19 protein-coding genes and 1 pseudogene are annotated in these 18,982 nt (G+C 57.0%); 10 read left to right on the top strand and 10 right to left on the bottom strand.

The window, feature by feature from the left end; all coding sequences use genetic code 11:
- Positions 1–12: 12 nt before the first annotated feature.
- Entirely contained in the window at positions 13–126 is a 114-nt protein-coding gene (gene petG / locus SIB56_RS01865) for a cytochrome b6-f complex subunit V (protein WP_413327039.1), read from the top strand.
- A 13-nt stretch (positions 127–139) separates the two neighbouring features.
- On the opposite strand, the pseudogene rsmD reads toward petG, so the two are convergent.
- The 5 genes and pseudogenes from rsmD to SIB56_RS01890 all read right to left on the bottom strand — a co-directional run.
- Positions 140–709 (bottom strand): annotated as a pseudogene (gene rsmD / locus SIB56_RS01870) (16S rRNA (guanine(966)-N(2))-methyltransferase RsmD); the annotation flags it as partial.
- Positions 676–1,305, bottom strand: coding sequence for an imidazole glycerol phosphate synthase subunit HisH (gene hisH, locus SIB56_RS01875; protein ID WP_413327041.1), 630 nt, complete (start codon positions 1,303–1,305; stop codon positions 676–678). The pseudogene rsmD and the gene hisH, both read right to left, overlap by 34 nt.
- Before the next feature lie 62 nt (positions 1,306–1,367).
- Positions 1,368–1,691 (bottom strand): thioredoxin, encoded by a 324-nt coding sequence (trxA, locus tag SIB56_RS01880; RefSeq protein WP_066909933.1) that lies wholly within the window; start codon positions 1,689–1,691, stop codon positions 1,368–1,370.
- Between the two features lie 216 nt (positions 1,692–1,907).
- Entirely contained in the window at positions 1,908–3,071 is a 1,164-nt protein-coding gene (locus tag SIB56_RS01885) for a GuaB3 family IMP dehydrogenase-related protein (RefSeq protein ID WP_413324918.1), read from the bottom strand.
- Between the two features lie 64 nt (positions 3,072–3,135).
- Positions 3,136–3,723 carry a CAAD domain-containing protein gene (locus SIB56_RS01890; protein WP_413324919.1) on the bottom strand — a complete coding sequence of 196 codons (588 nt, stop codon included), beginning with the start codon at positions 3,721–3,723 and terminating at the stop codon, positions 3,136–3,138.
- A 139-nt stretch (positions 3,724–3,862) separates the two neighbouring features.
- Between SIB56_RS01890 and gyrA the strand changes: the two genes are divergently transcribed.
- The 3 genes from gyrA (at position 3,863) to SIB56_RS01905 (ending at position 11,175) form a co-directional block, all read left to right on the top strand.
- Positions 3,863–6,514, top strand: coding sequence for a DNA gyrase subunit A (gene gyrA / locus SIB56_RS01895; RefSeq protein WP_413324920.1), 2,652 nt, complete (start codon positions 3,863–3,865; stop codon positions 6,512–6,514).
- Positions 6,515–6,516: 2 nt separating this feature from the next.
- A complete protein-coding gene (crtL, locus tag SIB56_RS01900) occupies positions 6,517–7,776 on the top strand; it encodes a lycopene beta cyclase (protein WP_413324921.1) in 1,260 nt (419 codons plus the stop codon).
- A gap of 228 nt (positions 7,777–8,004) precedes the next feature.
- Positions 8,005–11,175: an autotransporter outer membrane beta-barrel domain-containing protein gene (locus SIB56_RS01905; RefSeq protein WP_413324922.1), complete on the top strand. Its 3,171-nt coding sequence runs from the start codon at positions 8,005–8,007 to the stop codon at positions 11,173–11,175.
- A gap of 99 nt (positions 11,176–11,274) precedes the next feature.
- On the opposite strand, the gene SIB56_RS01910 is transcribed toward SIB56_RS01905, so the two are convergent.
- The gene (locus SIB56_RS01910; RefSeq protein ID WP_413324923.1) at positions 11,275–12,879 is read right to left on the bottom strand and encodes a glycoside hydrolase family 57 protein; all 1,605 of its coding nucleotides are present in this window, start codon (positions 12,877–12,879) and stop codon (positions 11,275–11,277) included.
- A gap of 93 nt (positions 12,880–12,972) precedes the next feature.
- On the opposite strand from SIB56_RS01910, the gene SIB56_RS01915 reads away from it, so the two are divergent.
- Both SIB56_RS01915 and SIB56_RS01920 read left to right on the top strand, forming a co-directional pair.
- Positions 12,973–14,595, top strand: coding sequence for a 2-isopropylmalate synthase (locus tag SIB56_RS01915; RefSeq protein ID WP_413324924.1), 1,623 nt, complete (start codon positions 12,973–12,975; stop codon positions 14,593–14,595).
- 4 nt (positions 14,596–14,599) lie between these two features.
- Positions 14,600–15,460, top strand: a complete 861-nt coding sequence (locus SIB56_RS01920) for a carbohydrate ABC transporter permease (protein ID WP_413324925.1) — start codon at positions 14,600–14,602, stop codon at positions 15,458–15,460.
- Between the two features lie 18 nt (positions 15,461–15,478).
- Here the strand turns inward: SIB56_RS01920 and SIB56_RS01925 are convergent, their stop codons facing one another.
- Both SIB56_RS01925 and SIB56_RS01930 read right to left on the bottom strand, forming a co-directional pair.
- Positions 15,479–15,874, bottom strand: coding sequence for a signal protein (locus tag SIB56_RS01925; RefSeq protein WP_413324926.1), 396 nt, complete (start codon positions 15,872–15,874; stop codon positions 15,479–15,481).
- A 17-nt stretch (positions 15,875–15,891) separates the two neighbouring features.
- A complete protein-coding gene (locus SIB56_RS01930; protein WP_413324927.1) occupies positions 15,892–16,374 on the bottom strand; it encodes a hypothetical protein in 483 nt (160 codons plus the stop codon).
- Between the two features lie 68 nt (positions 16,375–16,442).
- Between SIB56_RS01930 and SIB56_RS01935 the strand changes: the two genes are divergently transcribed.
- On the top strand, positions 16,443–16,688 hold the full coding sequence (locus SIB56_RS01935; protein ID WP_413324928.1) for a Nif11 family protein: 246 nt from the start codon (positions 16,443–16,445) through the stop codon (positions 16,686–16,688).
- A 149-nt stretch (positions 16,689–16,837) separates the two neighbouring features.
- Here SIB56_RS01935 and SIB56_RS01940 read toward each other — a convergent pair whose 3' ends face one another.
- On the bottom strand, positions 16,838–17,044 hold the full coding sequence (locus SIB56_RS01940; protein ID WP_413324929.1) for a hypothetical protein: 207 nt from the start codon (positions 17,042–17,044) through the stop codon (positions 16,838–16,840).
- Between the two features lie 62 nt (positions 17,045–17,106).
- On the bottom strand, positions 17,107–17,637 hold the full coding sequence (locus SIB56_RS01945; protein ID WP_413324930.1) for a hypothetical protein: 531 nt from the start codon (positions 17,635–17,637) through the stop codon (positions 17,107–17,109).
- 25 nt (positions 17,638–17,662) lie between these two features.
- On the opposite strand from SIB56_RS01945, the gene SIB56_RS01950 reads away from it, so the two are divergent.
- From SIB56_RS01950 to SIB56_RS01960, 3 genes are all read left to right on the top strand, one after another.
- Positions 17,663–17,920 (top strand): hypothetical protein, encoded by a 258-nt coding sequence (locus tag SIB56_RS01950; RefSeq protein ID WP_413324931.1) that lies wholly within the window; start codon positions 17,663–17,665, stop codon positions 17,918–17,920.
- A gap of 126 nt (positions 17,921–18,046) precedes the next feature.
- On the top strand, positions 18,047–18,346 hold the full coding sequence (locus tag SIB56_RS01955) for an MTH1187 family thiamine-binding protein (protein ID WP_413324932.1): 300 nt from the start codon (positions 18,047–18,049) through the stop codon (positions 18,344–18,346).
- Positions 18,347–18,388: 42 nt separating this feature from the next.
- On the top strand, positions 18,389–18,967 hold the full coding sequence (locus SIB56_RS01960; RefSeq protein WP_413324933.1) for a hypothetical protein: 579 nt from the start codon (positions 18,389–18,391) through the stop codon (positions 18,965–18,967).
- Positions 18,968–18,982 lie beyond the last annotated feature (15 nt).

The following is an 18,982-nucleotide window of genomic DNA, read 5'->3' on the forward strand; positions in this document are numbered from 1 at the left end:
CGGCGCGACGCCATGATCGAACCACTGCTTTGCGGCATCGTTCTTGGTCAGATTCCGGTCACACTTCTTGGCTTGTTTGTTGCGGCGTGGAATCAGTATCGCCGCGGCAGCGCCCTGGGAGGCTGATAATAAGAAGGCTGCTGCTGCCGTAGCGACGCCGGTCGACCTCCATCCATCCTGCTGGCACGTTGAGGGGTTTCTGAGTTGTGTATTCGCAGATCACCAGCCCCTTGGGCTGCACCCATCCACCGACCCTGAGCAGCTCAAGAGCGGGACGGTACAGATCCGCTTGATAAGGGGGATCGAAGTACACGATCGAAAAGCTCTGATTGTCGTCTTGATTTCCTTGCTTGAGCCAGCTGAGCAGATCTTTTCTGATCACCTTCACAGAGCGTTCACGAGCATTGCTTGAAGCCACGAGTTCCAGGTTCTCGCGGCAGATTTCGGCAGTGCGCGGATCTCTTTCAACGGCCACGACACAGGCGGCTCCGCGTTCCAATGCCTCACAACCCATCACTCCGCTGCCGCTGCAGAGGTCCAGCCAGTGACAGCCAGGGATGTTTTCGCTCAGCATGTTCATCAGGGCTTCCCTGACCCGAGAGGTGGTCGGACGGGTGGTCTGTCCCTGAGGACTGCGAAGGCGACGACCACCAATCAAGCGAAGCTGCGCCCCTTTCACTGCGGCAGCTGTGCGCCTGACGCAAGCCATGCGATCCAGTGACGCAGAAGCCGAGCGCCTGCCTTTGCTGATTTCTCAGGATGAAACTGGCAGGCCCCTGTGCGCTTGCTCCAGACCATTGCTGTGGCTTCTTCCTGCCCGAAGGCCACGGTTGCTGCCAGGTCTGATTCCTGGCGGGGGACTGCAGCGTAGGAGTGAACGAAATAAACCCAGGGTTGTGTTTCGCCATCGGGAAGGAGCGGACAAGCCTGTTGAGGCTTCAGCTGCCCCCAGCCCATGTGGGGGATCCGTTCGCACTGGTCTTCGGGCAGGCGCTGAACATGTCCCTTGAAGAGTCCAAGCCCGTCAGCATTGCCTTCCTCACTGCTCTCGAACAGCAGCTGAAGACCCAGGCAGATTCCCAGCAGTGGGCGTTCGTTGTGATGCCAGTTGCGCAGAGGCTGCACGAGCCCCGATGAACGCAGCTTCTCCATTGCCGGGTCAAAGGAGCCCACCCCAGGCAGGATCAAGGCATCGCATCGGTCCAGATCCTGAGGGTCGTGCACATCGACCAAATGCCGCCCGAGCCGGGCAAAACTTCTCCGAACTGAATGGAGATTGCCCATGCCGTAGTCGATCAAGCCGATCTTCGGGACCGGCTGCGCAGTGGCGTCTGGATTTCGCTCAGCAGACGAGGTCAGCGGTTGACTCAGAGATATTTCGCGATCGTGCCCGAGAGTGTCGCTTTGGGCACTGCTCCAACCACGGTGTCAACTTTCTGGCCGCCTTTGAAGACCATCAAGGTTGGAATGCTTCGGATCCCGAACTGACTGGCGACGTTTGGATTCTCATCGGTATTCAACTTGAACACCTTGATCTTGCCTTCGAATTCCTTGGCGATTTCGTCAACAATCGGAGCCACCATGCGACAGGGGCCGCACCAGGGAGCCCAGAAATCGACCAGCACGGGTACGTCGCTCTGAAGGACGTCCTGCTCGAAGGAGGCGTCGGTGACAGCGGCAGCGCTGGACATTCAGGATCTGTCGAATTGGGCGAAATTTAGCAACCGTTTCTGAGGTTGCTGCTCAATCACCCGTGTCTGCGCCTGAACTGTGATGGATGATCTGAAAACAGAAAGCCCGAACGCGTCGGGCCAGGGGGTGTGAGGAGTGTGTGGGCCTGAGCCCGCACACCTTGATTTTACCTGCGTCTCGGAAAAGTCATACGCGTTTGTGAGTGTGGTTCTGGCTCATTTGCCCATGCCCAGGTGCTGGGCTTTCTGATACACCTTGCCTTCCGTGAGCAGTGATGGAGCAACCACCACCTCCACCTGCTGCATCTCCTTGAGGTTGCGGGCCCCGAGGGTCCCCATCGAGGTTTTCAGACACCCCAGGAGATTATGGGTTCCATCATCGAGCCTGGCCGGTCCGCGCAGGATGCGCTCAAGGCTTCCGGTGCTTCCGACATTGATCCTGGTGCCGCGAGGCAGAACCGGACTTGGCGTGGCCATTCCCCAGTGGAAACCGCGTCCTGGAGCCTCCTCAGCGCGGGCAATCGGTGAGCCGATCATCACTGCATCCGCACCACATGCAATGCATTTACAGATGTCTCCGCCCGTCACAATGCCGCCGTCGGCGACGATTGGAACGTATCGGTTGGTTTCCCTGTAAAAGTCATCTCGCGCAGCGGCGCAGTCAGCGACCGCTGTGGCCTGCGGGATCCCAACGCCAAGAACTCCTCTGGAGGTGCAGGCGGCCCCAGGGCCGATGCCCACCATCACTCCCGCGGCTCCTGCGCGCATCAGCTGCAGAGCAACGTCATACGTCACACAGTTGCCGATCACTACCGGAACACCCATGTCATGGCAGAGAGCCTCCAGATCAAGCGTTTCCTGCCCCTCTGGTCCGACGTGGTTAGTCGACACCACCGTGGCCTGAACAAAGAACAGATCGGCACCTGCCTCTGCAATCGCCTTGCCGAAGCGAAGGGCCGCAACTGGCGTGCCGCTCACAGCAGCAATACCGCCCTGGGCCTTGACATCCTGAATGCGTTTGCGGATCAGAGATTCCTGAACCGGTCGGCTGTAGATCTCCTGCATCAGCGGAACAAATTCATCCTTGCCAACGGATGCGATGCGATCGAGAACGCTGTTGGGGTCTTCGTAACGGGTCTGAACCCCTTCCAGATTGATGACTCCGAGCGCTCCCAGCCTCGAGAGATTGACAGCCATTCCCACATCGACAACGCCATCCATGGCGCTGGCGATAATGGGAATCTCTCGTTCAATCCCTCCGATGGACCAGCGAGTGTCGGTCACCTCCGGATCCACGGTTCTGCCACCGGGCACCAGGGCGATTTCGTCAATGCCATAGGCCCGGCGTACAACCTTTGAGCGTCCGAGCTGAATGTCCACCGCACAAGTCAACAGAGTTGGATCAAGCTACCAATCGGTGCTTCATGCTTTGCAGTGTTGCCGCTCAGGGCTTTGAGCTTCCCCGCAGGCTGCTCCAGAGGTCCTGCACGTTTGCCGAAATCCTCTTGCGTTCCTCGGCGCGTACGAGTCGTGTGGCTGCAAACCAGCCGGCATAGAACGTGCCGACCAGCTGAAACAGGCGCGGAGCAAGTGGAACTGTGGCGATCGCGTCGAGGATTCCTCCATAGATGCGCAACGTCAGGATCAGGGCAATCAGTCCTCCGAGCAGGAACAATGGCTGGCGAAGGCTCTGCCACTGATCCTGAAGGTTGTTCGCCTCAAAGAACTGTTTGATGCGATTTGAGAGCAGGTCCCATTCCCCGCCTTCCTCGGAACTGCTGTCAGCTGGAACCCTGGCCGGAACGCTGACGCGTTCCGCGATCGAGGGTGAAGCGGGAACAGCGGTGGGAGGGGTGGCTGTTGCCTCGGCCACTGGGGGCTGTGTGATCTCAGAACTGATCGGTGCGGACTCAGGCGCGGCTGTGTTCTGAATCAGGTCTGCTTCGACGACTGAGCTGTCGCTCTGATCAGGAAGATCCGAATTGATGGATTCGGCAGGGGCCTGCTTTTCAGAGGGCTTGTCGGACGACATCAGTTTCAGTCCAAGTGGCGACGCCAAAGCGTAAGGGCCTGATCCGTGATTGATCCCACACAGACAGCAAAAGGTGACGCGCCCCGTGTCATCCGGTCGCGCATCCGCGATAAACTGGCTGGCGATCTACAGGTCTTGTATGGCGGATTCAGTGGGGCCCGGTAGCGGCGGTCCCGGCGATTCCGACGATCGGATCATCCAGACGGACCTTCGAAACGAGATGTCGCGCTCGTATCTCGAGTACGCGATGAGTGTGATCGTCGGCAGGGCTCTGCCCGATGCCCGTGACGGTCTCAAACCTGTGCATCGAAGGATTCTCTACGCGATGTATGAGCTGGGCCTCACCAGCGACCGTCCTTACCGCAAATGCGCACGTGTGGTGGGTGAGGTGCTTGGCAAATACCACCCCCATGGAGACACGGCGGTCTACGACGCTCTTGTGCGGATGGCCCAGAGCTTCTCCATGTCGATGCCCCTCATCGACGGACACGGCAACTTCGGCTCGGTTGACAATGATCCACCGGCAGCGATGCGATACACGGAATCGCGGCTGCAGGCACTCACCACCGACAGCCTGCTCGAAGACATCGAGTCGGAGACCGTCGATTTCATCGACAATTTCGACGGCTCCCAGCAGGAGCCCACGGTTCTCCCTTCCCGGATTCCTCAGCTGCTGCTGAACGGATCAGCCGGTATCGCTGTGGGGATGGCGACCAACATCCCTCCTCACAACCTCGGAGAGCTGATCGCTGGTCTTCTCGCCCTCATCGAGAACCCTGAGATCGGGGATCAGGAACTCATCGCCCTGATCCCAGGTCCCGACTTCCCGACAGGAGGGCAGATTCTCGGGCGCACAGGAATCAGGGAGACCTATCTCAGCGGCCGCGGTTCCGTGACCATGCGCGGTGTTGCCGGCATCGAAACCATCGAGGTCCCCGGTCGTCCCGACCGTGACGCGGTGATCATCACTGAACTCCCCTATCAGACCAACAAGGCGGCGCTGATCGAGCGCATCGCCGAGATGGTCAATGACAAAAAACTGGAGGGAATTTCAGATATCCGCGATGAAAGCGATCGCGACGGTATGCGCATCGTTGTGGAGCTTCGCCGTGATGCCTACCCGCAGGTGGTGCTGAACAACCTCTACAAGCTCACGCCTTTGCAGAGCAACTTCAGCGCTTACATGCTGGCACTTGTGAATGGTGAGCCGATCCTGCTCACACTGCGCAAGATGCTTGAGGTGTTCCTCGACTTCAGGGTCGAGACAATCGAGCGCCGTACGCGCTACCTGCTGCGCAAAGCCGAGGAACGAGACCACATACTCCTCGGCCTGCTGCTGGCGCTCGACCAGCTCGATCCGATCATCGCTCTGATCAGAGCTGCTTCAGACACGGCAACGGCTCGTCAGCAGCTCCAGGAGCGGCATGGGTTGAGCGAGGTTCAGGCTGACGCGATCCTGCAGATGCAGTTGCGCCGGCTCACAGCGCTTGAGGCCGACAAAATTCGCCTGGAGCATGAAGATCTTGTCGCCAAGATCGCCGATTACAAGGACATTCTCGGCCGGCGGGAGCGGGTGTTCGGTCTGATCCAGGACGAACTCCATCAACTGAGGGATCGACATGCCGTGCCACGCCGCACGGAGATTCTCGACCTTGGGGGCGGGCTCGAGGACATCGATCTGATCGCGAATGAGCGTTCCGTTGTTCTGGTCACGGAAACGGGCTATCTCAAGCGGATGCCGGTCAGTGAATTCGAGGCCACCAGCCGGGGCACCCGCGGCAAGGCCGGCACCAGAAGCCAGGGTGAGGATGCGGTGAAGCTGTTCATCGGCTGCAATGACCACGACACCCTCTTGTTGTTCAGCGACCGAGGTGTCTCCTATGCACTGCCGGCCTACAGGGTTCCTCAGTGCAGTCGAACCGCCAAGGGAACACCTGTTGTGCAGCTGCTGCCAATCCCCCGGGAGGAGGCGATCACATCACTGCTTGCTGTGTCGGAGTTCAATGACGACGCCGATCTGCTGATGCTCACCCAGGGCGGATTCATCAAGCGGACCCGTCTGTCGGCGTTCAGCAACATCCGCTCCAACGGTCTGATCGCCATCGGTCTTGAGGATGGTGATGCACTCACCTGGGTCCGGCTTGCAGTGCCAGGCGACAGTGTGCTCATCGGCTCCAAGGCCGGCATGACAATCCACTTCAGACTCAGCGACGATGAGTTGCGTCCCCTCGGCCGCACAGCCCGCGGTGTCCGTTCGATGAATCTGCGCGCTGGAGACGAACTGGTGAGCATGGATGTTCTGCCGGTGGAGCTGGCGGATCAGATCGCGGCCAGTTCCGATGACGGTGAGGATGAAGGCTCCGCTGCCAGTGAGGGCCCCTGGGTGCTGGTGGCCTCTGCTGCGGGACTTGGCAAGAGGGTTCCAGTAACGCAGTTCCGGCTGCAGAAGCGCGCTGGAATGGGTCTGAGGGCCATGAAATTCCGCACCGACGCTGATCAGCTGGTGGGGCTGAGCGTGCTCGGAGCCGGAGAGGAGTTGCTGCTGGTCAGCGAAAAAGGAGTGATCGTCAGAACCAGTGCTGATGCCATCCCTCAGCAATCCCGCGCGGCAACCGGTGTGCGTCTTCAGAAGCTCGACAAGGGTGATCGATTGCTCAAGGTGGTGCTGGTGCCCCCCGAAGCAGACACCCATGAGCTCGACGACGCTTCAAACGAAGCCGATTCTCAACAGAGTGCCGTTGTTTCTTCTGAAGCGGATGTTGCCTCTGAATCCGATCAGGCGGACAGCTGACCTTGACCGACTGCACTGATGTGCTGGTGCTGGGGGGTGGTCCTGCCGCCCTCTGCATCGCGTCGGAACTCAACAAGCGCGGCGTTGCTGTGGAGGGCATTGCCCCTGAAGCGGTAGATGCTCCATGGCCCAACACCTATGGAATCTGGGCCAATGAACTGGAGGCAGTGGCTCTCGATCATCTGCTTGAGCATCGCTGGCGCGACACCGTGAGTTATTTCGGTGCTGGTGGTGACGCTGCGGAAGACCAGCCGACTGCACACGGCATCGATTACGGGCTGTTTGACCGTGCTGCCCTTCAGAACCACTGGCTGAATGGGGCAACTGGAGTCCTCTGGCATCGGGACTCCGCCGAACGGGTCGAGAACGAAGCCGATCACAGCGTAGTGATCTGTGCTTCAGGTGAGGTGCGCAAGGCCAGGCTTGTGATTGATGCGACCGGCGCCAACAGCCCGCACATCAGTAGGCCGGACCGAGGAGCGGTGGCCGGGCAGGCTGCCTATGGCGTTGTGGGTCGGTTTTCAGAGGATCCGATCAGCAGCGGACGATTCGTGCTGATGGACTACCGCAGTGACCATCTCAGTGATCTGCAACGCCTCGAGCCGCCCACCTTCCTGTATGCGATGGATCTCGGCGATGGACTGTTCTTCGTTGAGGAGACATCGCTCGCCCTGGCGCCCGGTGTTGCTTATGACGTTCTCAAGCAGCGACTGAAGCAGCGACTCGATCATCGTGGGGTTCAGATCAGCGAAGTCCTCCATGAGGAGTTCTGTCTGTTCCCGATGAATCTTCCCCTGCCGGACCGCAGTCAAGCCGTGCTGGCCTTCGGTGGCGCAGCAAGCATGGTGCATCCTGCATCGGGCTACATGGTGGGCTCGCTGTTGCGTCGTGCTCCAGGGCTGGCTGAAGCTCTGGCGGCCGCTCTGGCCGACCCGTCGCTTGGATCAGTCGATCTTGCCCGGCGAGGCTGGCAGGCGCTCTGGCCCACTGAGTTGGTGCTGCGCCATCAGCTCTATCAATTCGGGCTCGGTCGTTTGATGGGATTCAACGAAAGGCTGCTTCGGACCCATTTCTCCACTTTTTTCTCCCTGGCAAGAGAAGACTGGTTCGGCTTTCTGACCAACACCCTGCCGCTGCCACGCCTGATGGGCGTGATGTTGCGACTGTTTGCCCTGTCCCCATGGGAACTCAGGCGAGGTCTGGTGCTCGGGGCTGCAAAGCAGCAAAAACCTTGTTGGCTGAATGAAGCTTCAAATGATTGAGGACATTTCAAAAGTGAAAACTGCTTTTCTCTGATCTAATTTTTTTGCACACTGGTGCTGATAATTATATCGAACAACTTGTCGAATGGCCTCGGAGTCACTACATAGTTTGAAAGATTGGAGTTGTTTCAGGATTTCTCTGATTCTCTTGAGTCTTGCTCTTTTGGGATCACCGTAAGAGATTTTTGAATTTCAAGTCATTAAAGTCCAGCTAAAGATCTCTGGAAGATGAATTCAAGCAAAGGCGCGCTTCTCTTTTTGTCAATGCTTTCGCCATTGGCGATTCTTTTGATTACAGCTCCTGCTCAAGTTGAAGCTGCTGAAGAGCAGAAATGCACGCCGAATCCAATCACAAAAAATGATGGAGAAACGGGCTTTGTCAATTTGATCTTCGAAGGAGCTGGGGGGTGTGCAGCTGGTGATCCGGATGGTGACAAGCCCGTTAATCGCGTGGAAGTCACTTCTGATGATTCCACCATTGAAAATCAGATAATGCTCGTTGAGTTGGGACGCGATTGGTCTGATTTTCAGTCGAATGGACAGTTGTCGCCATTTGACACTTCAATTAATAGTAGTATTAAAACAGCTGATACGGCTCTTTGGTTTGTAGGAGGATTTCAAGGAGGTGCAATCGCAGGAGCGGAAGCTGGCAGGGTTGAGATCAAAATAGAAAAAGGGCTGGCGATTAATTCCACGCCTTTAGAAACAAATGGAGCAATTCAATTTCGTTCAGCAAAAGGCTTTACCAATAAAGCGAAACTTACTCTTGGTAGTAATTCATCCGTTATCAGCCAGCGTGGACCAGCTTTGAAGTTATCTAATTTTGATGCTATATCGGGAGGTGTTGATGTTAAATTTATAATGCAACCAGGCAGCAGTCTTGTTGGCAGTCTTGTTGGACAAGGTGGTACTTCGATTGCCATGACATCAGGAGTTAAGCACAAGCTGCTTGTAAAAATTCAAGACGCAGAGGTCGTTGGAGATATTGAATACTCACTAGGTTCCTCGGGCAGTGTTGATTTTGGCGGTACAAAAGATAATGTGTTTGATTATTCAATTAAAGCCGTAGGGGCTGATGTTTTTATTAAAAAATTTAATTCGGGCTCTTGGACTTTAAATAAGCCAAACTTCTACTCCGGCACAACAATGGTTGAAAATGGCGAGCTTAAGTTGGGTAATCCAAAGTCTATTCCACAGAGTTCTCCTGTCTCGATTAAAGCCGGTGCCGTTCTCAATTTAAATAGTCAATCCCCTGCTATTAACTCAATCACCCTCAATGGTGGAGCAGGTAGCGGGACGTTGGAGCAGATGCTTTCTGCGACTTCCCGCCTCAGCGGTGGCTCCCTTTCTGGGATGATTACATCATACGGTGGTCTGCTCAGTGATATCTCCGATGCAGATTTGACTGTTGCGAGTGGCCGCACTTTTATTCAGTCGATCAAGCCAGGCTCGTCGCTGGGTGATGTTGTTATTAACGGAGGTCAGCTTTGGGCAATTGATCCTAGTAATACGGTGCTTGTTGATAATCTCACTTTGAATGAGACTTCTGTTGATCCAGGTGACTTGTTTCAAATTGAAGATGGTGTTTTTCGTGAGCAAGTTTCCGATGGTTTAGTGCTTTTAATGCGCTCAGATCGTCAAAGTGCTCTTAAGGTGAGTGAGGCAGGTACGTTTACTTACAATGGCGGAAATATCTATCTCTATAATCCGGGCGGTGCCGATGGTGCTGCTTATGAAGGTAATTTTAAAGTCTTTGATTTTGAAGAGACTCAGCTTTCTGAAAAACAATACCAAGAACTTTTTGAGAGTACATATCTGCTGTATGCGACGCCTGATGGAGATCTCAATTATCTTGCGTTTGGACCCAGCGGAAAGCCGGTTGATGCAGAGCTAATTCGCGAGGTTGTTTTGGAAAAGGGCTCTATTAATGTTTTTGTGGGTGAGGTTGATCTTGATAGGCCCGCAAATGATAATTCCGGCGGAGATCCACTGGTTGATATTATAACTGAAGAGATTGTTTCCGAAGCCCTCCCAGGCAGTGGAGGATCGATCTCCATAGATGACGGTTTTGTGGAAGAAATCGCCAATGATTTTGACCTTTGGACGCAGGGTGAAATTGTTCATGTTGTTCAGCGCGGATTGCTTCCCCGCAATGTTGATGGTGCCGGTCAGACACTGTCGACTTACAACAATTTGCTAGCGGACACGATCTTTGAGCGCACACCGATGCGTCAGTTCACTGAGGTAGAGCCTGAGGTTGCTGTTGAACCTGCACCTGATATTGAGCCTGAGGTGGTTCCTGCTGGAGAACCGGTGCGTGGATTGTGGAGCAAAAGCGGCGAGCTGAATGATCAGCAGGCTGATGAGTATCTCGATCAGAAGACTGCTAATCACCCATTGGTTCTAGCTGATGCTCAAGGCGCTGTTGAGCTAACTGGTGATGAACTGCTGGTTGAGATCGATGGCAAGACGTATTTAGAAGATGGTTCACTGACGGCTGAATATGCCGATCGCGATGGCGTGCGTGGTTGGTTCCGTGGTTTCGGTGGCCGCTCCGCTGACAGCAATGGCGAATCAGAGACGATCTATAACATCTATGGCATTTCAGCTGGTGGCGGAATTCTTGGCGTTGATGTCTCACTGAGTGAGTCGTTCCAACTGGGCGCCTATGCGAACTACGGCAACATCAACCTGTCGCAGCGCAATGGCGTGCAGGATCTCGGCGGTGGCTGGAATGCCGATGGCTGGGGCGGTGGTGTCACAGCCGATTACTGGACCAACAACTTTTATGTGCAGGGTCTGCTGGGAGCGACTGGATTCAGCGGCGAGCAACGCCGCAACATCGAGGGCTACGGAACGCTGTTTGATGCTGAGACAGCCAAAGGAGAGAAGAGCGCCAACACGATGGTGGGTGCATTGCGAGTGGGAGCACCGTTCCAGAGCGGCAGCACGTATATCGAGCCTCAGTTCACCGCGACCTGGTCTGGCAACAACGAGAACCGTTTCTCTGAATCAGCGGATGATGATCGGTTGGGCTTGAACTACAAGAGCCGCAACACCAACTATCTGCAGACGGCACTCGGCGTGAAGTTTGCCTGGCCGATCAAGACCGGTGATACGGGGTTGTTTACCCCCAGCGTGAAGCTGGCCTGGCTTGGGGATTGGAACCAGGGCAATGAGGATCAAACAATTGGGTTTGATTTCAGCAATAAGACCTATTCCGTTGGATCTAACCAGGAAGATGTGAATGGCGCGTTGATTGAGGCTGGGATTGATTACAACGTGGCCAAGATCGAGGGAACAACAGTGAAGGGCTACCTCAGAGGTGGCGCAGAGTTGTGGGGCGGCAATAGGGGAACGAACTGGCGCGCGAGCGGCGGTGTGACCTTCCAGTTCTGATTGGTTCTCGGATCTGACCCAATCGGATTTGATTTCAAACTTCTACCAGACCGGGGGAGGTTTTTTTATTGGGGGTTTTGGAGACAATCGCTGGCATGTTCAGGAACTGAGTCGGCTCCAGTCAGCCGGCTGAATCAATGGGAAAAGTGCATCCTCCTCCTCCAGCTCTTCCAGCCAGCCTTCCGGCAGCGTCTCCCGTCGTTCGATCGCGGCGATCAATCGCCAGAAGCGCTCGAGGTGGCGATCGATGCGCTCCCTGGCCAGTTCCGTCGTGGTGCCAGCCCTGAGAATGAAACTCCAGTCCGAGGACTGCGCCAGCAGCAGTTCCCTTCCGGCCTGATGCAGCAGACGAAGATCGCTTTCGCTGCCCACGCCGCGGCTGCAGCGTTCGATCATGGCCTGACCAGCCCTGCTCCACTCGGGAATGATCCAGGCATTGGTTTCGTTGAGCCAGTAGTCGTGAAAACCTCCCCTGCCCCAGCTGGAAGGACAGGGCTCGCAGATCTGCAGATTCGGTTGTTCGTTCAGCACGCCACGCAGGCTTGTGAAACGGATGTTCTGTTCCGGTGCCTGTCGGAACAGTTCGGCGAGAAAGCCAGGACCTTCGAACCACCAGTGGCCGAAGAGCTCCGCATCAAAAGGGGCCACCAGCAGGGGCTCGATGGCCATGCCGTTACCCAGGCGGTCGAGTTGCCGGCGTCGGCCTTCGAGGAAGTTCCGGGCATGATCACGGGTGCGTTCGATGGCCCGTTCCGGCTGGTAGGGCTGCTTGCCATCCAATCCGCCTCCAGGGTCACTGACCCGATGCAGTTTCAGCCCAAGCGGACGCTTTGCCGGCAGTCCCTCGGCCTCGATCTGCTCCGGGGGCAGATCCCAGCCCAGATCCCTGTGGAATTCGCGGTACCAGGGATCACCCGGATAGCCATCCTTCGCAGACCACACCGGCAGGGTGGCATCACTGTCACGCCCGAAGAAGGCCACCCCCTGACGGCTCACGATCGGTGCATAGACCCCGTAGCGGGGGCGCGGTTCGGCATGCAGAAGTCCGTGGCCGTCAAGGACGGCGTAGCGCAGTCCTGCATCGCGCATCCAGCGATCAAGTCCCTCGTAGTAAGCACATTCGGGAAGCCAGATGCCAAGAGGGCGTTCTCCCAGCAGTCTGTGATGTTCCCTGACGGCCGTCCGCAGCTGTGCACGCACCGCTTCGGGATGTTCACGCAGCAATGGCAGGTAGCCGTGGGTCGCTCCGCAGGTGAGTAGATCGAGCACTCCCTGGCGCTGCAGTTCTGAAAATCGGGTGATCAGGTCGCCATCACAGAGATTCCAGGCATTCAGATGGCGCTGGAAACTGCTGGCCAGATGGTCTGCGGCAGCGCGGCGATCAGCCGGGGCAAGTCTTAGCAGCTCGAGTCGTGCTTCGATCCAGACCGGGAAGCGCTTCCTCAGCGTGTGATCTGCCAGCAGCGAAAGCAGGGTGGGGGATAACCCCATGGTGAGTTCCGGTGCCTGGGATGAATCGGCAGCAGCTCGTTCGAGTGTCTCCAGGAGAGGGAGGTAGCACTCGATCAGTGCCTGGAAGAACCAGTCCTCTTCAAGGGAGTGGGCTTCCGCTCCACGGACGTAGGGCAGATGGGCGTGAAGAACAAGAGCCAGTGCCCCGTTGGCCACTTTTTCGTCCCATCCACCGTGTGAATGTACCGGCATTCAGGACAGGACTTTCAGGATCTGGACTGGCCTACTCGCTTAGAGTGGTCTTACTCATAGTCATTCCGACTAAATCCCGGCGAGGCTTCTGCCATGGCCCACGACCCAGGCCGCGTTCTGATCTTCGATACCACCCTGAGGGATGGTGAGCAGTCTCCGGGAGCAAGTCTCAACCTCGAGGAGAAGCTGGCAATCGCCCAGCAGCTGGCCCGTCTGGGCGTGGATGTGATCGAGGCGGGATTTCCCTTCGCCAGTCCTGGAGACTTCGCTGCCGTTCAGCGGATCGCCCAGCAGGTCGGTGGCGAACATGGGCCGGTGATCTGCGGACTGTCAAGGGCTTCCAGAGGAGACATCAAGGCCTGTGCCGAAGCGGTGGCTCCTGCACCGCGAAAACGGATTCACACCTTCATCGCTACCAGCGACATCCATCTCGAACACAAGTTGCGCAAGAGCCGCAAGGAGGTGCTTGCCATCGTTCCCGACATGGTGGCGTACGCCCGATCTCTGGTCGATGACATTGAGTTTTCCTGCGAAGACGCAGGCAGAAGTGACCCTGAATTTCTGTATGAGGTGATCGAGGCGGCGATTTCGGCCGGTGCCACAACTATCAATATCCCCGACACGGTCGGTTACACCACACCGATTGAATTCGGTGAGCTGATCGCCGGCATTGATCGTCATGTCCCGAACATCGGCGATGCCGTGTTGTCCGTTCATGGGCACAACGATCTGGGCCTGGCCGTTGCCAACTTCCTGGAAGCTGTGAAGAACGGTGCCCGACAGCTCGAGTGCACGATCAACGGCATTGGTGAGCGTGCAGGAAACGCTGCTCTTGAGGAGCTGGTGATGGCGCTTCATGTGCGTCGCCGCTACTTCAATCCCTTCTTCGGTCGCGATGCGGATTCACCGACTCCTCTCACTGCGGTGCGCACTGAGGAGATCACCAAGACATCGCGACTCGTTTCCAATCTCACCGGGATGGTGGTCCAGCCCAACAAGGCCATTGTCGGCGCAAATGCTTTCGCCCATGAATCGGGGATCCATCAGGACGGTGTGCTCAAGAACCGGCTCACTTACGAAATTGTCGATGCCCGCACGGTTGGACTCAGCGACAACCGAATTTCCCTGGGCAAGCTCAGTGGACGCAGTGCGGTGCGCGCGCGGCTGGAAGAGCTTGGCTACGACCTCAGTCGTGAAGATCTTGATGATGCCTTCGCCCGTTTCAAGGATCTTGCCGATCGCAAGCGTGAAATCACCGATCGCGACCTGGAAGCGATTGTCAGCGAGCAGGTTCAGCAGCCGGAGGCCCGATATCAGCTCAAGCTGGTTCAGGTGAGTTGCGGCAGCAGTCTCAGTCCCACAGCGACGGTGACACTGGCCGATGAGGACGGCAGGGAGCAGACCACGGCCTCCATCGGGACAGGTCCTGTCGATGCTGTCTGTCAGGCGCTCAATGCGCTCGCCGGGGAACCCAACGAACTCGTCGAGTTCTCGGTCAAATCCGTGACCGAGGGGATTGATGCCATCGGGGAAGTGACCATCCGGCTGCGACGCGACGGTGAGCTGTATTCCGGTCACTCCGCCGATACGGACGTGGTGGTGGCTGCGGCGCAGGCATTCGTCAATGCCTTGAATCGTCTGGTGGCAGGTTCGTCACAGCCGGCTCTGCACCCTCAGAGAGATGCTGCCCTTCTGGAAGCCAGGCCTACGCTCTGAACTCATGCAGTCGTCTGCCAGTCGAGACCCGGAACTCAGGTCCGGGCTCCGTTTCGGGGCGTTTCTCCAGCTCGCAGTGTTGATCCTGCTGGCGCTTGCGGTTCTCGTTCCTCTTCTCTGGCTGGTGAGCACCTCCCTGAAGGGACCCGCAGAGGACATCTTCACCAGTCCGCCGGCGCTGCTGCCCTTGCAACCCAGCCTTGATGCCTATGGGCGTCTGTTCCAGGAGAACCCACTTGGTCGCTATCTGTTCAACAGCTCCTTGGTCAGTCTGTTGGCGGTGGCGGCCAATCTGCTCTTCTGCTCCCTGGCGGCCTACCCTCTGGCGCGAATGCGTTTCACCGGTCGCGGCCTGGTTCTGGGTCTGGTGGTGGCCACCATTTTGATTCCGTTTCAGGTGGTGATGATCCCTCTGTATCTGCTGATGGTGCAGCTGGGTCTGCGCAACACCCTGATGGCTCTTGTGATTCCTCAGGCAGCAACGGCCTTCGGGTTGTATCTCCTTCGTCAGAGCTTTCTTGGCGTTCCCGCCGAACTGGAAGAGGCCGCTCGTATGGATGGCTGCAGCAAGCTCGGTGAGTGGTGGAACGTGATGATTCCCGCTGCCCGGGCTGACCTGATCACTCTGGCCATGTTTGTGTTCATCGGCACCTGGAGCGATTTTCTCTGGCCCTTGGTGATCCTGGATGATCCGCAGCTATTCACGCTGCCTCTGGGGCTTCAGCAGCTGGCCAGCAGTTTTTCCCTCGATTGGAGGATCGTTGCGGCTGGATCCGTGGTTTCGATCCTTCCTGTGCTTCTCCTGTTCATTCTTCTGCAGCGTTTCATCCTCCCCAGTGCAAGCGGTGATGCCGTCAAGGGCTGAGCCCCCTTGCTGTGTTGATCAAGGCTCTGGAGATGACGGCAGTGATGGGGGTGCTGTGCGCTCAAGGTCGGGTTGTTGCTGGGGCTGGGGCCCCTGATCCGCTGGGAACTGTTTGTCAAATCGGTTCCAGAGGGCCCGCTCCCGCTCGCCTGAGGCGCGCTGCCAGTTCTCAAGATTGCTGATCTGTCTTTGAAGTGTCTTTTGGCGTGTCTGGAGGACTCCGAGTTGCTGTTTCATCAGCTCCTGGTTGTCATCCCTGTCACGCTGTTGAACAGCTTCGAGCCCATCGAGTCGCTTCAGAAGACTTTCAATCGTGCGCTTCTGAACTTGCAGAGACTGCCAGAGAACAATGAACAGCACCAAAAGCAATGGAACCCCCGCTGCCGGGATCACAATCCAGAGGCGCTCACGCATTGTTTTCCGTTATCCCGTCAGTTGCAGCCCTGAACGGAAATCCGGTAACTGAAGCCGGTTGCGTTGGGATCGCTGCCCGCACCGATCTTGAAGTTCACCTGGTTGACTTGTTTGCCCTGAGGAACGGTGAAAGGTCCGAACTGTTTGCCTGTGCCGAGAGGCGGTCTCATGGATTCCTTCACGACTCGAAGATTGCTGCCGTCGGTGAATTTGAGGTAAGCCTCCACGGGATAGGTTCCGCTGGCGGTCGAGTCTGCTGTGAAGAACAGTTTGTAGCTGGTGTAGGGCCCGTTCGCAGCAAAGTCTGTGTTCCAGTTGGTGCGACCGATCAGCTTCTCTCTGCTGACCCGTTTTTTGACAATGTTGCTGCTGCCGTCTCCGCCAATCGGTGGCAGAAAACTGCAGCCAGCCCGAGCTGCGGACAGACCGGCCTCAAGACTGATCAGGCCTGCGCTGAGGCCGAGCAGAGCAATGGTGAAACGAGGGGTCCCCATGATCATTCAGACATCTTTCGCGATGTCTAGCAATGGTCTGATGGAATGGACTCAGTGCATGCCCGCCGCCGCTCATGTCTCTTCAGGATCTCGATACCCTGCTTCAGCGGCGACGAGAAGAGCAGGAGCTGGCAAAGTGCCTTTCCGAGCCTGTGTCTGTTGAAACCCTGATCGAGCTCGGTCGTCAGCGCGGTCTTTCGATCACCGAAGCGGATGTGATCAGCGCTCAGTTGAGGGAGGATTCGGATGCTCCGTCCGCAGAATTGCAAAGGCGTATGGCTGATGAGTCAAGACGACTGAGGCACTTCATTCAGGGGTGATTGAAGATTCGAGCTCCTGTTCACAATTTTTCTCACTACGTGCTCAATACATATAGAAAATTTAGTTTGTTAAACCAGGTCAAAGTTGAACCTGACCTGGAAAATCAAAAAATATAAAAAATATAATTTTCTGTTTAATGTCCCCAGCTTCAAATCATCTTCACCACATCCGGGGTCTGACCAAACACTTCTCCGATCCAGAGAGCATGAGTCACCGCTCCTTCATGAGTGTGGAATTCCCATGCTGATTCAGGGCTTGAGCTGCGTTCGATTTCCTGACTTTCGTCGTTGACCCGCAAATAATGTCCGGTGCTTGCGTAACGCAGAACATATCGCTCAAGGAGTGACGATCTCATCATGAATCTCTGCGAGTCTTGAACTCTGCCTAGCCAGCTTTCCGCCGCTGGTGATGGTGACTTCAGCTTTTCGTGGGTTTTCCTTTGCCGGTCTGATTATCTGTCTCCTGATAACGGCTGCTTCGGATCCAGATCAGCGGTTCCTGCAGGGTGATCCGCAGTTGAAATCCGCCGTTGCGGAACCAGCTCTCGTTTGATGATGAGATCAGTGAGGGCCTGAGCTGCCAGCTCTGCTGCAGGTAGGTCTCGACCAGTGGCTCTGCAGGCGGATCATCCTGCTGCCAATGCACAAGTGCCAGTTCCAGCGTGCTGGATTGAAGTGTTGCGAGTCTGCCGAGGGGGCCTGCATCAGGATCAGGTTCGACTCTTTCGTCGAGTCTCTCCTGCACCACGAACAGCCGCAGCTGGCTTTCGGTGTTACGCCCGTCCAGACAGTATTTGTTGAGATAGAGCTGCCTGGCACGTTTGAACAGAGGTGCGGGGGCACGGCTCAGAAGAGTTCCGTAGGCATCGGTGAGTGCTTGACTTGGCATCGCGCAGGGATGGGTGAACTCAGCATCCGGGATGGCGCGTCGCTCCGTGTCGTGGAACACTGTAGACAGATGCTGAAGTGGTCCAATGCCTGAGCCCGGCTGCCCCCTTTACAGGCTTGTTGCATTGGATGGGCAGCCTCATCCGGTTCTGGACGCTCCCTACGAGTCGATCGCTGCTGCAGAGGCGGCGGCCAGTCGCTGGTGTGCCGGCCAGGGGCGCTCGATGTCGGTTGTGCAGCGTGGAATTGCTCTTGAAGTGCAGACGCGCTGCGGCGAATGGCGCACCCTCGGTTACCCCAGCGCCTGTCTCCTGGAGTCGGGGGGTGAGTTGGGAGCCCTCTGAGGGGCTCCGTCTCGCCCGGGTTCTCGCCGGTCATGCCGCCCGTGCGTTACTAACTTCGCTGATCATCGCCGCTTGCATCCTTCCGGGATGCCGTTCAAACATGACTGAAGGTGACTGGAGCGGCTTGTGCGGGTAGGTGTCGATCTGTGCCTGGTGCCATTGGGGGTGGGTGTGTCGCTGGGGCCTTCGATCGCTCTGTGTCAGGAAGTGATCAAAGCTTCAGGTCTCGACCACCAGCTCGGTCCGGACGGTACCGCCATAGAAGGGGAGTGGGATGCGGTCTTCGCCTGCGTGAAGGCCTGCCATGAGCGGCTGCATGCGGAGGGAGTCCAAAGGATTCACGCCACGATTCGCGTCAATACCCGCATCGATCGCATCCAGTCGTTCCGAGACAAAGTTGACAGCGTGCTCCGCCTGATTTCCTGAATCCCGACCGCAGAGCTGCCAATTCCGTCCCGCGTGTCTTGAATGAGACCAGGTACGGGAGAAGTTGATTTGCTGCGTCTGGCTCCGTTGGTTCGAGCGCGCATTGTCGCTGCGCTCTCGCTGGCCTTGGTCGCTCCTCTCGTCCCCGGCTTGGTAAGAGCCGAGACATGGGACCGTGTCGGAAGCTATGCCGCCCTGATTCGCCGGGCCGGAACCCACACTCTTGTGGCGAAGGACTGTCCTTCAGCCCTTCTTGGTGCCTTTCATGCTCCGCGCAATGCTCTGCTGATCTGTGCCAACAACATTGAGGATGATCCGAGGCAGGTCTGGGTTGTTCTTGCCCATGAATCAGCCCACGTCATGCAGCATTGTCATGGCGGGCCGTTGATCCCGGATCATCAGGTCGGCAATGCTCTCGCCCGCATCGAAGCCCAGTCGAGAACAACCTTTCAGGAATTGCGTCTCTATCACCAGTCACAGCGTCGTGATGAGATCGAGGCGCGGCTGGTTCAGGGGATGCCTCCCGACGAAGTGGAAGCCCTGTTTCGCAGCTTCTGTGCAGAACGACTGAGCGACCGCAACCTCGGTCATCCCGGCGATTCCAGCGTGTCGCCGCCCTGAGAAGCCCCATGGAGG

Source organism: Synechococcus sp. MIT S9503 (assembly GCF_047304175.1).
GTDB lineage: Bacteria > Cyanobacteriota > Cyanobacteriia > PCC-6307 > Cyanobiaceae > Synechococcus_C.

Bases quoted from the DNA above. Each gene is read 5' to 3' on its own strand.
- petG (WP_413327039.1), top strand. From the start codon at position 13: ATGATCGAACCACTGCTTTGCGGCATCGTTCTTGGTCAGATTCCGGTC.
- trxA (WP_066909933.1), bottom strand. From the start codon at position 1,691: ATGTCCAGCGCTGCCGCTGTCACCGACGCCTCCTTCGAGCAGGACGTC.
- SIB56_RS01890 (WP_413324919.1), bottom strand. From the start codon at position 3,723: ATGTCGTCCGACAAGCCCTCTGAAAAGCAGGCCCCTGCCGAATCCATC.
- gyrA (WP_413324920.1), top strand. From the start codon at position 3,863: ATGGCGGATTCAGTGGGGCCCGGTAGCGGCGGTCCCGGCGATTCCGAC.
- SIB56_RS01905 (WP_413324922.1), top strand. From the start codon at position 8,005: ATGAATTCAAGCAAAGGCGCGCTTCTCTTTTTGTCAATGCTTTCGCCA.
- SIB56_RS01910 (WP_413324923.1), bottom strand. From the start codon at position 12,879: ATGCCGGTACATTCACACGGTGGATGGGACGAAAAAGTGGCCAACGGG.
- SIB56_RS01915 (WP_413324924.1), top strand. From the start codon at position 12,973: ATGGCCCACGACCCAGGCCGCGTTCTGATCTTCGATACCACCCTGAGG.
- SIB56_RS01920 (WP_413324925.1), top strand. From the start codon at position 14,600: ATGCAGTCGTCTGCCAGTCGAGACCCGGAACTCAGGTCCGGGCTCCGT.
- SIB56_RS01925 (WP_413324926.1), bottom strand. From the start codon at position 15,874: ATGCGTGAGCGCCTCTGGATTGTGATCCCGGCAGCGGGGGTTCCATTG.
- SIB56_RS01930 (WP_413324927.1), bottom strand. From the start codon at position 16,374: ATGATCATGGGGACCCCTCGTTTCACCATTGCTCTGCTCGGCCTCAGC.
- SIB56_RS01935 (WP_413324928.1), top strand. From the start codon at position 16,443: ATGTCTCTTCAGGATCTCGATACCCTGCTTCAGCGGCGACGAGAAGAG.
- SIB56_RS01940 (WP_413324929.1), bottom strand. From the start codon at position 17,044: ATGAGATCGTCACTCCTTGAGCGATATGTTCTGCGTTACGCAAGCACC.
- SIB56_RS01950 (WP_413324931.1), top strand. From the start codon at position 17,663: ATGCCTGAGCCCGGCTGCCCCCTTTACAGGCTTGTTGCATTGGATGGG.
- SIB56_RS01960 (WP_413324933.1), top strand. From the start codon at position 18,389: ATGAGACCAGGTACGGGAGAAGTTGATTTGCTGCGTCTGGCTCCGTTG.